Source organism: Arthrobacter sp. D1-17 (genome assembly GCF_054130535.1).
The window spans coordinates 3,356,408-3,369,493 of the sequence record NZ_CP096382.1 but is presented as its reverse complement, the minus strand read 5'-3'; the positions used below and the strand labels follow the sequence as shown (position 1 = coordinate 3,369,493).

The following is a 13,086-nucleotide window of genomic DNA, read 5'->3' as shown; positions in this document are numbered from 1 at the left end:
GGCCCCTAAACCATGAACGCCAAGCAGATCGACCAGCAGCAGCTCCTCAAGGACGAAAAGGACCCGCTGACCCACACCCCCGTGCACCTGCTCTCCATGGAGAGCGTGGGCAAGCACTACGGCAACATCGTCGCCCTCACCGACGTCACGATGGCCGTGGACAATGGCCGCGTCACGTGTGTCCTCGGTGATAACGGTGCCGGCAAGTCAACCCTGATCAAGATCATCGCCGGGCTGCACCAGCACGACGAAGGCGTCCTGAAAGTCATGGGGGAGGATCGCAAGTTCACCTCCCCCAGGGACGCCCTGGACGTAGGCATCGCCACCGTCTACCAGGACCTTGCCGTGGTGCCGCTGATGCCCATCTGGCGCAACTTCTTCCTGGGCTCCGAGCTGACCACCGGCGTGGGCCCCTTCAAGAAGCTGGACGTCCAGAAGATGAAGGACATCACCAAGAAAGAGCTCGCCGATATGGGCATCGACCTGCGCGATGTCGAACAGCCCATCGGCCAGCTCTCCGGCGGTGAGCGCCAATGTGTTGCGATCGCCCGCGCCGTCTACTTCGGCGCCAAGGTCCTGATCCTGGACGAACCCACCGCTGCCCTCGGCGTCAAGCAGTCCGGCGTCGTGCTGCGTTACATCCTGCAGGCCCGTGACCGCGGACTGGGCGTCATCTTCATCACCCACAACCCCCACCATGCCTTCCCGGTGGGCGACCGGTTCCTGCTGCTCAAGCGCGGCCGTTCCATCGGCTACTACGACAAGAAGGACATCACCCTCGACGAACTCACCGCCCAGATGGCCGGCGGCGCAGAACTCGCCGAACTCGCCCACGAACTTGAACAGCTGGGCGGGCACGGCGACATCGTGAAGGAAGTCCAGGCTGAAGTGGCCGGAACCGGGAACGCAGGTGCCCCGGAAACCGGGACTCCCAGCCACGTACGCGGCTGAGCCTCACGATCCAGCCTCATCTCCAGCAGTAAGGAACTTCATGAAGGACATCACCCTCGGACTCGTCGGCGTGGGCCGCATCGGCGTCATGCACGCCAACAACATCGCTTCCCTGAACGGGGTGCTCCACCCGCAGAACATCAACGTCCAGCTCAAGCTGACAGATGTGGCCGCTGACCACGCACGCGCCGTGGCCGAAGGGCTGGGTGCAGAGTTCCTGCCGTCCGTGGAGGCCCTGTTGGAGTCGGGGATTGATGGCCTGGTCATCGCCACTGGAACCGGCACCCACCCCGACCTGATTAGGGCAGGGGTGGATGCCGGAGTCCCGGTGTTTTGTGAAAAGCCTGTGGCCATGAACGTGGCTGACGCCCTGCCCGTTCTTGAGTACATCACGTCCAACAGGGGGACTGTCCAGATCGGGCACCAGCGGCGGTTCGACGCAGGCTACCTCGAGGCAAAGCGCGCCTTCGAAGCCGGCGAGCTCGGCTGGATCCATTCCGTGCGGGCCGTCACCTGCGACATGACACCCCCTCCGGTCGATTTCCTGGCGACATCAGGAGGCCTCTTCCGGGACTGTTCCGTGCACGACTTCGACATCCTGCGCTGGCTCACCGGCCGGGACATCGTGGAGGTCTACGCCAAGGGCTCCAACAAGGGCGACCCCGCGATCGGGCACGTGGGAGACGTGGACACCGCGCTGGCGGTGGTGACGTTCGACGACGGGACGCTGGGTTCCGTCGTCGCCTCGCGGTACAACGGAGCCGGGCACGATGTACGGCTCGAAATCCAGGGTTCCGCAGGATCTCTGATGGTGGGCCTGGACGAAAAGACCGCGCTGGGGTCGGCGGAAGCCGGCGTCGCCTTTCCAGCAGGAGAACCGCACCGGACATTTGCTGACCGGTTCGACCAGGCCTACCGCTCCGAGATGGCGGCCTTCGTGGAACTCGTGCTCGGCCAGCGGGACAACCCGTGCACGCCGGAAGACGCAGTAGCGGCATCACGCGTGGCGGACGCAGCCCAGGAATCACTTGAAACCGCTGTGCCGGTCCGCGTTGCCGCGGCTGTCACGATCTGAGGCTGCGGCAGGCCTCGACTGCGGTGCCACACCGCCCCGGGGCCGGAGGCAGTGGCTGCATTCTGCATGTTCACGTTCTGCACCACGGCCCCCGTTTCTGCCGCACTTGAAGGTGACGCGCCAAGGGCTGCCAACGCGTCCTGGTGTTTACTCCCGACGCCCCGGTTTCTGTAGTGTTAGGCCCATCAGTGTCGGGCGCTCGGGGCCTGATACGAGGCGAAAGTAGGTCGTTCCGCATGGGTCGCAGGACGCTTGTTGACCACCTTGTGGACGGCCTGCTGGATGACATCCTCGACGGCAGGCTGAAGCCCCATGATGCCCTGCCCCCGGAATCCGATATCGCCAAGATTTATGACGTCAGCCGGCTGACGGTCCGGGAAGCACTCAAGGCGCTGCGGGCACAGAACATTCTCTATGTGAAGGCCGGCCGCGGAACCTTCGTCAACCCCGCGGAAAACTGGACCGGTCTGGATGCGATCATCAAGGCGGCATCGCACGGCAATGCCGACGACCAGGTGTCCAGAGGCCTTATCGAGGTGCGGCGAATGGTCGAAACGGGCGCTTCGGCCCTTGCGGCGAAGCGGCATTCGCCGGAGCACATTGAAAGCATGCGCCAGGCAATTGCTGCCATGAAGCGTTTCCATGAGTCCGGGGATCTGGACGGATTCGTGACGGCCGATATCGAGTTCCACGACGCCGTGCTGAAGGCCTCGGGAAATCCGTTTGTGCGTGCCCTGCTCGCCCAGTTGGGCCAGTCGCTATACCGGGCACGCCGCGAAACCTCCGCCGTGCGGGAAATTCAGGCCCACGCCATCGTCTTCCACCAGCGCGTGCTGGACAGCATCCTCACGGGCGACTCCGAGCTCGCGCGCCGGGTCATGGATGAGCACATGGACCAGACGTTCGAGGACTACGAACGCTACGTTCACGGCTCGCAGAGCTAAGGCACTTTTCCTCGCCGGATCTGCCCGCCTTGACGTAATCCGCATCACCCTCCTAAGATCTCTTTCATGCTCGTCCGTCAGATGTCTGACATCAGATTCAACTCAGCAACATGAAAATGATGTTCCCCCGTGGAGCGGACAGAAACCCCAATAAAAGCAATCGGATTCCTCCGCGCGTAGCCGCCGGCCGGAAACCGTCTGATAGAAGGTCGATGATGACTTCATTAACCACAAAGTCCTCGGGACTCGGCGAGCTTGGCGACCGCACTCTCCGCAAAGTCCGCCGCCGCGTCATGCCCCTGATCGTGCTGCTGTACTTCATCGCTTACCTGGACCGGAACAACGTCGGTTTCGCCAAGCTGACCATGAGCGAGGACATCGGCCTGAGCGCTGCCGCCTATGGCTTGGGCGCGGGCATCTTCTTCCTCGGCTACGCACTCCTCGAGGTGCCCAGCAACGCCGGTATGTACAAGTACGGTGCCCGCAAATGGCTGGCCCGCATCCTGATCACCTGGGGCATCTTCGCCACGGCGATGGCCCTGGTCAACGGTGAATCCACCTACTACATCATCCGGTTCCTGCTCGGTGCCGCTGAAGCCGGCTTCTTCCCGGCCATCCTCTTCTACCTCACCCTGTGGTTCCCGGCCGCGCAGCGTGTCACCGTCCTGGGCATCTTCATCCTGGCCCAGCCCATCTCCAACGCCTTGGGCGCACCGGTCTCCGGACTGCTCCTCCAGATGGACGGCATTATGGGCCTGCACGGTTGGCAGTGGCTGTACATCATCGAAGGCATCCCCGCCATCCTCCTCGGCGTGCTGACCCCCATCCTCATGACGGACCGCCCCCGTGACGCCAAGTGGCTCAATGCCGATGAGCGCGAATGGCTCACCACCACCATGGAGGCCGAACTCGCAGCAAAGTCCAAGGGCGGCAGCCACAACTTCCTGGCCGGCCTCAAGGACAAGCGCACCATCGTCTACTCGGCACTCTACTTCGGCCTCGTTTGCGGCATCTACGGCCTCGGACTCTGGATGCCCACGATCGTTGCCGCCCTCGGCAAGTTCTCCACCGCCCAGGTCGGGTTCATCGTCCTCATTCCGTACGCCATCGCAGCCGTCTTCGTATATTTCTGGAGCAAGCGTGCCGACAAGACGGGCAAGCGTGCCTGGCACAGCTCCGTCAGCATGGTGCTCGCCGGTGTGGGTCTGCTGTCCGCAGGCTACCTGCTCCAGGTCAACCCCATCCTGGCCCTGATTGCACTCACCGCCGCGGCCATGGGTATCTACGGTGCCATCGCCCCGTTCCTGTCCATGCCATCCGCAGCACTCACCGGTGCAGCAGCAGCCTCCGGCCTGGCCATGGTGAACTCGCTGGGCAACCTTGGAGGCTTCGTTGCCCCTTATGCCGTCGGTCTGTTCAACGACGCCACCGGCAGTAACCAGAGCGGCCTGCTGTTCCTCTCCTTCTGCCTGTGCACCACCGCGGTAGCCACCTACCTCTACGCCCGCAAGCGTCCCGAGGGGGACGCCGCCCTGGATCCCGCTGTCGAGGCAGCTGCCAAGGTCGAAGTCGAAGTCACCCGCTAAGAACCGTCCGCCACGTACCGGCTATCACCAGCTAAAGGAAATACCTGCAATGAGCTCAACCACTCCCTTCCCCGCAGACCGCACGGTCGTCCTGACCGGCGCTGCCTCCGCCCGCGGCATCGGCCGTGCCGCTGCTGACCGCATGGCCAGCGAAGGCTGGTCCATCGCTATCCTGGACATCAACGCCGAGGACGCGAAGGCCGCTGCCGCAGAGATCGGCTCCAACCGTGCGGTAAAGGCGATCGGTGTCGGCGCGGACGTTTCCGACGAAGCGTCCGTGGACCGGGCCATCACCGAGATCGAAGAGTCCCTGCCGCCGATTGTGGCACTGGCCAACCTTGCAGGCATCAGCTCGCCGACCCCCTTCATGGAAACCACCGTTGCCGAGTGGGACAAGGTCTTCGCCATCAACATGCGCGGCACCTTCGTGGTCTCCCAGCGCGTCCTCAAGGGCATGATCGAGCGCAAGCTCGGACGCATCGTGAGCATCTCCTCGATCTCGGCACAGCGCGGCGGCGGCACCTACTCCAAGGTTGCCTACAGCGCCTCCAAGGCCGGCATCATCGGGTTCACCCGTGCTTTGGCACGCGAAGTCGGGGAGTTCGGCGTCACCGTGAACGCCATCGCCCCGGGCCCCATTGATACCGACATCATGGGCGGCACCCTGAGCGAGGAGCGTAAGGCGCAGATGTCCGAAGGCATCATGATGGGCCGTGTCGGAACCCGCGAGGAAGTGGCTGCGCTCATCTCCTTCCTGCTGGGTGCGGACTCCGGCTACATCACCGCCGCCACGTACGACATCAACGGCGGGCTCCAGGTTTCCTAAGCCTGGCCGCTCAGTTCGTGAGGACGCACCCCGCCGGGCTTCGGCGGGGTGCGTCCTTTTCGGCGGGGTGCGTCCCTTTAACTGGCAAGCATCCCGGTAACTGGCAAGCATTCCGGATAACCGGCAGTATTCCAGTGAAGCCGGCCTTGCCTGCCAGTCCAACGGCACTGCCCGGCCACTAGGCTGGCACCATGAATCCCTCCGGCAACCTCAACCCGAGCCCGCGGACCCTCGATATTGAAAGCCTGGTCGGCTTCGACCAGCTGGTTCGGACCGGAGCGAAAAGCATGCACGGCTGGCACGCCCAGTCGCTCGACCTGCGCGGACGGGCATCTGCGCTTGCAGAAATGGACGCCGAAGGCGCCATCTTCCTCGGCTGCACGTTTGATCCCGGCGTGGAGGATGCGTTGCGCCGGCGCGGCGCCCTCATCTTTCCCAAGCTGACCGGCGTACCCTTCGACGCCTACCGCGGGGAGCTCTATACGCCGCAGGAGCTTTACGCCGGCATCCGGGACGCCCCCTACGAAAAGTCCCCGGATGCGCTGGTGTATCAGTGGAGCATCCAGCCCGGGCAGCGGCACCGGCTCGACGCCACGCTCGCCGCTGCCCTTCACGACCATGCCATCGGCGACGCCCTGGAAGAACTGTCCCACTCCGTGCGCAGCGAGGGACGCCCGATTGTCGGGGTAATGGGCGGCCACGCGGCGCAGCGAGGAAGCCTCGACTTTGCCGACGCCGCGAAGCTGGGCAGACTCCTGACCCTCAGCGGGCGGATGGTGGCGACCGGCGGGGGTCCGGGAGCCATGGAGGCGGCAAACCTCGGCGCTTACCTCAGTGAATGTCCCGACAATGATGTCCTGGACGTCCTCGCAGAACTGGCCGCCGTCCCGGGCTTCCGGCCCTCGGTGTCCGCGTGGGCGCGGGCGGCGGCAGCCGTCGTCGACCGTTTTCCTGACGGCGCGGCGTCGGTGGGCATTCCGACGTGGTTTTACGGGCACGAGCCGCCCAACTATTTCGCGACGCACATTGCCAAGTACTTCACGAACGCCGTCCGGGAAGCCATCCTCCTGGAGCTCTGCAACGGCGGGATCGTGTTCCTGCCCGGCGCGGCGGGAACGGTGCAGGAGATCTTCCAGGATGCCTGCGAGAACTACTACGGCGCGCCTGAGACCATGACCCCCATGGTGCTGGTGGGCCGGGACTACTGGGAACACCGCTACCCGGCCTGGCCGATGCTTCAGCGCCTCGCGGCAGGGCGGGCCATGGAGGAGTGGATATTCCTGGTCGACAGCGTGGATGAGGCAGTTGCCGTCTTGGGCGGGTGATCTGTGGCCCGTCAATAACGCACTTCAGCACGTAGGTCTTAGAGATCCTTCCGGCACGGAGCGCTCCCCAAGGCGTGCAGGCCATTGAGATCCCCGGCGGCAAGGCCGTCAGGCGTGCCGATTTCCGGATACATCAGCTGGACCGGATCGCCGACATGCTCGAGCCCCATGACATGGCCGAGCTCGTGCAGGATGACGGCCCTGGCGTAGGCCGAGCCGTCGGGCCGGTGCAATCCGACGCCAATCTGAGGCGCGTCGAGCTCGAGGCTTCCGGTGACGAAGCTCTTGGGCCCGCCCTCGTAGCTGAAGTGCGTGCTGCCGCCGGTGCCAATGATCTGCCCTTTGAGCTGAGGAGCGGCCTCGGGCGTGGTCCAGCTGATGAGCAGCGGAGCCCATCGCTCGCCGTAGGCCTCCGGCTGGTAGGGGTCGCGCTGGTCGGAAGGCTGCTCACGGGTGGCGCCGTCGCTGATGAAGCGGATGCCCGTCGCCCGCGACATCGTCCTGATGGCCTCGTGGACCAGGCCCTCCGCGCCTGCGGGGGCGAGGTCGGCATTCATGACATAGTGCAGCGGCCGGCAGGGTGAATAACCCACGGGGGTGCCGTCGTCGTTCATGGCGAGAAACTTGTATGAACTGCTCGGCGCCGGAGGAGGCAGCGGCGTGCCCAGCGGCTCTGCCGCTTCCTCTACTCCGGGCGGCGGGGCGTGGGCCGCGCCGTTCGTGGCCAGCTCACCGCCGGGCCCGCCCGCCCTGCCGGATTCGTGCGTCCGTCCGGTCTCGCCGTCTGCAGTACCTTCGCCGAAGGGACCGGAACTGTCATTTCCCGTGCCCGCATTTCCAGGATCCAGCCGGAAGTCCAGCAGTGCAGCAAGCCGCGGGCCGCCATAAGCCAGACCCGCGGTGAGGAAGGCTCCGCATCCAACCACCGCCACCAGGACGAGGTAGCCCATGAAACGGCGGGCGGCGTTGGCCTGTCCCGAATGACGCCCTGACGGCCGGTGCCCGGCGTCCCGCACTAGGCGATCACCGCGCCAAAGGCCATGCCCAGCAAGTAGGTCACGCCGGCGGCGCCCAGGCCGATCACCAGCTGCCGCAGGCCGCGGGTCAGGGGAGAGGTGCCGGACAGCAGGCCGACGACGGCGCCAGTCGCCAGCAGCGCCACGCCCACCAGGGCAGCGGCTACGACGAGCGCCGCGAGGCCGGTCATGCCGAAGACGAAGGGGAGGATGGGGACGACCGCGCCGGATGCAAAGAAGCAGAAGCTGGACAGCGCAGCACCCCATGCCGTACCCACGGCCTCGTGCTCATCATCGGATGCGGGCAGCTCGGGCCGGAGTGAGAGGCTGGGGTCGCAGTCGCAGCTGAAGCGGCCCATCCGCTCCGCGACCCGGTGCTCAGCTGCTTCCCGGGACATGCCCCGGGCCAGGTACACAAGCAGGAGCTCATTGTGTTCGATGTCGAGCTGCGGTGCCGCGGCGAGCGTGACCTGCGTGGGCCGAGTGGCGGCAAGCAGCTCGCGCTGGGAGCGGACAGAGACGAATTCGCCGGCCCCCATGGAGAAGGCGCCGGCCAGCAGGCCCGCGATGCCACTGAGCAGCACGACTGAACTGGCGACGCCTGTCGCGGCCATACCCATGACGAGGGCGAGGTTGCTGACCAGGCCGTCGTTGGCTCCAAACACGGCGGCACGGAAGCTGCCGGCAAGGCGGTTGCGGCCACGAGTGGCAAGACCCCGCACCACCTCTTCGTGAATCTGCTCGTCCGCTGCCATGGCCGGCGTGGCGGACGGCTCCTTTAGGTAAGGGGAGCGGCCCTCTGCCCGCTGAGCCAGGGCCAGCACGAAAACAGATCCGAAATGCCGGGCAAGGAATCCCAGGAGGCGGCTTCGGGCCGAGGCGCGGCGGGGCTTGCCTGCGTGTTCGCCGAGCAGTCTGAGCCAGTGTGCTTCGTGACGGCCCTCTGCCGCGGCGAGTGCAAGGAGAATCGCGCGTTCTTCGCCCGAGCGGTTCTGCGCCAGGTCCCGGTATACGGCGGCTTCTGCGCGCTCGTCGGCCAGGTATTGGCGCCAGCGCCTGATGTCTGCCGGGGCCGGGGCGGCGCTGGTATCGGCTTGGAAGGCTTGGTCAGATCTGGCGTGCTGGGACACGGAAACTCCTGGGCTGGATGGGGCTGGTTCGGCCCCATTGCTTGCCCAGCTTACCCCGCAATTCCGCGGATTTTCGGCCGGTATTCCTCAGGCGGAAGTTTAGGGATCCCGTAATTTTGCCTGTTCAGGGGCTGCTTTCCGGCCTGCCATCGTGCCCTTGACCCACTGCAACGGCGGTGATCTGATGAAAACGTGCCTCGCTGACGGAGGGCACGGAAGTCCAATCACACGGAGGTTTGCAGTATGAACACCACCGGAGCACGTCCCGAGCCTGCCCGCCACACCCTCGAATCCGATCCCGCCTACGACTTTGCCGAGGACACCCCGGTAGAGGAAGACTGGGACGCCGAAGACGAGTTCCTCGATTCCGAGGAACGCGTCGTTCCCGCCGTGCCGGAGGCGGCGGACGACGACGAGCGGGTCGTTTCGCTGGACACAGACGAGTTCCGTGACGACGAGGAATATGATCGCTGACTCCCCGTCCGGCCCCGGTCCCCTTTCTTGATCACGACTTCGTAACCCCGGCTTAGCCCCAACTTTCACCTCGACGGCGGTGCCTTCCCAACAGAGGGAGGGCACCGCCGTCGAACGTTAATAGGGTGAAGACGCAAATGTCTGCGCAGCGATTCCCCGGGGTCAGATCGGCGGCGGGCCGCTAGTATGTCTCCAGAGATGGGGCCGAGCGGCCGGCCGTGAAAGGTTCATAGATGAAGGCACTTCCAGTTGAGCCGAGCAATATTCCGGTTGCCATCGGTTCAAGAATCCGTGCCGCCCGCCAATCGCAGCGGCTCACGATCGAACAGGTGGCGGACGCCACCGGGCTGACCAAGGGTTTCCTGAGCCGCGTGGAACGTGACCTGACGTCGCCGTCGGTGGCCTCCCTCGTGACCCTGTGCCAGGTGCTGTCCATCTCGATCGGCGACCTGTTCGCTGCCCCGGAGACTCACCTGACAAAGCGCAACGCCGGTCCCCGTATCTCGCTCGGAGGCGAAGGTATCGTTGAGCGGCTGCTGACCGCACGGTCCGAGCGGCGGGTCCAGGTCATTCAGGCCGTCATCGAACCGGAGGGGCGAGGCGAGTCCGAGCTTTACGCAGTGGACTGCGACGTCGACGTGCTGCACGTTATCAAAGGCAGCATCAAGCTCATCCTTACCAATGAGGAGTACGAGCTTTCTACCGGCGACACCGTGACGTTCCCGGGCCGCGAACCGCACACCTGGGTGAACCCGACGAGCGAATCCGTCGAGGTGCTCTGGGTCCTGGTGCCCGCTGCCAGCAGGTAGCACCGTCCCTTCCGGGGCCTCCCCTTCCAGCGCCTTCCGTTCCCGGTTTCCTTCGTGCAGCCGGCTCTTGTGGAGTGCGTGGATTCTACAATTCCCCAAGCGAGCGAGCTTTGTAAACAAGTGATGCGCATTAGGCAACATCGTGTGTATGATGGCTGCCACATCACCTTTCATCCTCGAAGGAGAGGCGTTCCCTTGGAAGAGCTGCGCATCGAAGCCAACGGCAATCTTGGCCCCATGGATTCATCCCGTATCCCCCGCTACGCAGGCGCTGCAACTTACGCCCGGCTGCCCCGACTGGACCAGGTATCCCATGCCGACATCACCGTGGTTGGCGTCCCCTTCGACTCCGGCGTTTCCTACCGCCCCGGCGCCCGCTTCGGCGCCAACCACATCCGCGAGGCCAGCCGGCTGCTCCGGCCGTATAACCCCGCTTGGGATGTCAGCCCTTTCGAAAACTGCCAGGTGGCGGACGCCGGCGATATGGCCGTGAATCCGTTCAATATCAACGAGGCCATCGAGACCATCCAGCACAACGCCCTGGAGCTGACCGCATCGGGCAGCAAGCTGGTCACCCTCGGCGGGGACCACACCATCGCGCTGCCGCTGCTGCGTGCCGCAGCCGAACGCGCCGGCGGGCCCATCGCCATGCTGCACTTCGACGCACACCTGGACACCTGGGACACCTACTTCGGTGCGGAATACACCCACGGGACTCCTTTCCGCCGGGCCGTGGAGGAGGGCATTCTGGACACTGATGCCATCAGCCACATCGGCACCCGCGGCCCGCTCTACGGCAAGAAGGATCTCGACGACGACCACCGCTTCGGCTTCGGCATCGTCACCTCAGCCGACGTTTACTACCAAGGCGTCCTCGAGACCGTGGCCAAGGTCAGGGACCGCATCGGCAGCCGCCCCCTGTACATCTCCGTCGACATCGACGTGCTTGACCCGGCGCACGCGCCCGGAACCGGAACGCCGGAAGCCGGCGGAATCACCAGCAGGGAACTGCTCGAGATCCTCCGGGGCTTCCGCGGCATGAACCTTGTCGGCGCCGACGTCGTCGAAGTTGCCCCCGCCTACGACCACGCGGAAATCACCGGCGTCGCCGCCAGCCACGTCGCCTACGAACTTGTCACGCTCATGGCCGACAATGCCGTCGAAGGCAGCCGCCTCGGTGCCGACACCGGTTACGCAGCCCAGGCGCTGGGCCAGGAAGCCCGCCGGCCGGCCGGTTTCGCTAATCCGGTGGCCTCACTGTGACCGGCCTCCGCAATGGCGGGGACCTCGTCGTCGAAACCCTCGAAGCGCTCGGTGCAAAGACCGTCTTCGGCATTCCAGGCCAGCACGCGCTGGGCCTGTTCGACGCGATGGGCCGGGGCAACTTAAAGTTCGTGTCCTCCCGCGTCGAAAACAACAGCGCCTTCGCTGCAGACGGGTACTCACGTGCCACCGGGGAAGTGGGCGTGCTGTTTCTGTCCACCGGGCCGGGGGCGCTGACCTCCCTCGCCGGGCTGCAGGAAGCATATGCCACCGGAGTGCCGATGGTTGTGGTCGCGAGCCAGATCCCGCTGGAAGGACTGGGGGCGCGCCGCAAGGGAATGCTGCACCAGCTCGATGACCAGAAGGCCTCGGCCGCGAACGTCACAAAAAGCCAGCGCCTCATCCAGCACGCGTCCGGCATCCCGTCGGCCATCCAGGATGCCTGGACTGAAGCCATCTCGTCACCGCAGGGCCCGGTCTGGATCGAGATCCCGCAGAACGTCCTGCTCGACCCCATCATGGTGCCGCGGGTGGAGGACGCCCTTGCCGAAGCGGCTGACAACCCGCCCCGCGTCGAGCTGGTCCGGGAAGCCGTCAAATGGCTGTCGGCAGCAGAGCGTCCCGCCATCATCGCCGGCGGGGGCACCCGCCGCGGGCGGGCCGAGAAGTCTTTGCTCTCCATCGCCGAGAAGCTGCGGGCGCCGGTCATCTGCACTCCCGGCGGCAACGGCGCATTTCCCTGGAACCACGAACTGTCGTTGCAGTCCTGGATCGAGGACCGGTACATGACAGACGTCCTCGAGGACGCAGACGTGCTGATCGTTATCGGGTCCTCCCTGGGCGAGGTCACCTCCAACTACTTCACGTTCGAGCCGCGCGGCCGGATCATCCAGATCGACGCCGAACCCAGGGTGCTTGAATCAAACCGGCCGGGGCTGGGGATCCGCGCTGACGCCGGCCAAGCGCTCGCAGCACTGGATGAAGCCCTGACTGCGGCCGGTCCCGGTGAAAGGCGCCCCAACTGGCGCGGCAAGACACCGGAAGAACTTGTTCGGGACTCCCTGACGAAGGTGCGTGACCGGCTGGAGTCGCAGGACCTCGGCAAGGAGCTGAAGTTCATGGCCGACATCCTGGAGGCGGTTCCCGCGGACATGCAGACCTTCTGGGACATGACGATTTCCGCCTACTGGGCCTGGAGTTGCTGGGATGCCCGGGAGGGGCAGTTCCATTCCGCCCAGGGCGCCGGCGGCCTGGGCTTCGGGTTCCCCGCAGCGATCGGGGGAGCGGTGGGGCTGGAAACCGTGGGCAAGACGGGTGCTTCCGCACGTGTCCTTGCAGTCTCGGGCGACGGCTCCGCCATGTACTCCATTTCGGAACTGGCCACGGCGAAGCAGCACAATGTGCCCGTCACATGGCTGATCGTGGATGACGGCGGCTACGGCATCCTGCGCGAGTACATGGTGGGCGCGTTTGGCAAGGCGACAGCCACCGAACTTGCCCGGCCGGATTTCGTAAAGCTCGCCGAAGCCTTCGGCGTCCCGGCCACCCGTGTTGCGCCACAAAACGTGGGGGACGCGCTCAAGGCGGGCTTCGCCGCGGACGGCCCGAACGTCGTCGTCGTCGAAACCCTCCTGAAGATGTTCGCACCCACCCACCTGACCGCCTAACCCCGGCCACCACCCAGCGC

The 13,086-nt window shown here is 65.4% G+C and carries 12 protein-coding genes; 10 read left to right on the top strand and 2 right to left on the bottom strand.

What is annotated here, in order from left to right; translation table 11 throughout:
• Positions 1-12: 12 nt before the first annotated feature.
• The 6 genes from M1E01_RS15540 (at position 13) to M1E01_RS15515 (ending at position 6,707) form a co-directional block, all read left to right on the top strand.
• Positions 13-951, top strand: coding sequence for an ATP-binding cassette domain-containing protein (locus M1E01_RS15540; RefSeq protein WP_457972455.1), 939 nt, complete (start codon positions 13-15; stop codon positions 949-951).
• Between the two features lie 40 nt (positions 952-991).
• Positions 992-2,026 (top strand): Gfo/Idh/MocA family protein, encoded by a 1,035-nt coding sequence (locus M1E01_RS15535; RefSeq protein WP_457972454.1) that lies wholly within the window; start codon positions 992-994, stop codon positions 2,024-2,026.
• Positions 2,027-2,262: 236 nt separating this feature from the next.
• On the top strand, positions 2,263-2,970 hold the full coding sequence (locus M1E01_RS15530) for a FadR/GntR family transcriptional regulator (RefSeq protein WP_457972453.1): 708 nt from the start codon (positions 2,263-2,265) through the stop codon (positions 2,968-2,970).
• Positions 2,971-3,182: 212 nt separating this feature from the next.
• On the top strand, positions 3,183-4,556 hold the full coding sequence (locus M1E01_RS15525; RefSeq protein WP_457972452.1) for an MFS transporter: 1,374 nt from the start codon (positions 3,183-3,185) through the stop codon (positions 4,554-4,556).
• 49 nt (positions 4,557-4,605) lie between these two features.
• On the top strand, positions 4,606-5,382 hold the full coding sequence (locus M1E01_RS15520) for an SDR family NAD(P)-dependent oxidoreductase (protein WP_457972451.1): 777 nt from the start codon (positions 4,606-4,608) through the stop codon (positions 5,380-5,382).
• 191 nt (positions 5,383-5,573) lie between these two features.
• Positions 5,574-6,707, top strand: a complete 1,134-nt coding sequence (locus M1E01_RS15515; RefSeq protein WP_457972450.1) for an LOG family protein — start codon at positions 5,574-5,576, stop codon at positions 6,705-6,707.
• A gap of 38 nt (positions 6,708-6,745) precedes the next feature.
• Here the strand turns inward: M1E01_RS15515 and M1E01_RS15510 are convergent, their stop codons facing one another.
• The gene (locus M1E01_RS15510) at positions 6,746-7,723 is read right to left on the bottom strand and encodes a matrixin family metalloprotease (protein WP_457972449.1); all 978 of its coding nucleotides are present in this window, start codon (positions 7,721-7,723) and stop codon (positions 6,746-6,748) included.
• The gene (locus tag M1E01_RS15505) at positions 7,723-8,853 is read right to left on the bottom strand and encodes a VIT1/CCC1 transporter family protein (RefSeq protein ID WP_457972448.1); all 1,131 of its coding nucleotides are present in this window, start codon (positions 8,851-8,853) and stop codon (positions 7,723-7,725) included. Before M1E01_RS15505 ends, M1E01_RS15510 begins: the two co-directional genes overlap by 1 nt.
• Before the next feature lie 243 nt (positions 8,854-9,096).
• Here M1E01_RS15505 and M1E01_RS15500 point away from each other — a divergent pair, with 243 nt between their 5' ends.
• The 4 genes from M1E01_RS15500 (at position 9,097) to M1E01_RS15485 (ending at position 13,066) form a co-directional block, all read left to right on the top strand.
• Positions 9,097-9,327 carry a hypothetical protein gene (locus tag M1E01_RS15500; RefSeq protein WP_457972447.1) on the top strand — a complete coding sequence of 77 codons (231 nt, stop codon included), beginning with the start codon at positions 9,097-9,099 and terminating at the stop codon, positions 9,325-9,327.
• 233 nt (positions 9,328-9,560) lie between these two features.
• Positions 9,561-10,136 carry a helix-turn-helix domain-containing protein gene (locus M1E01_RS15495; RefSeq protein ID WP_457972446.1) on the top strand — a complete coding sequence of 192 codons (576 nt, stop codon included), beginning with the start codon at positions 9,561-9,563 and terminating at the stop codon, positions 10,134-10,136.
• 195 nt (positions 10,137-10,331) lie between these two features.
• On the top strand, positions 10,332-11,399 hold the full coding sequence (gene speB / locus M1E01_RS15490; protein WP_457972445.1) for an agmatinase: 1,068 nt from the start codon (positions 10,332-10,334) through the stop codon (positions 11,397-11,399).
• On the top strand, positions 11,396-13,066 hold the full coding sequence (locus M1E01_RS15485; protein WP_457972444.1) for a thiamine pyrophosphate-binding protein: 1,671 nt from the start codon (positions 11,396-11,398) through the stop codon (positions 13,064-13,066). The genes speB and M1E01_RS15485 overlap by 4 nt, the downstream gene beginning before the upstream one ends.
• The last annotated feature ends 20 nt before the right edge of the window (positions 13,067-13,086 follow it).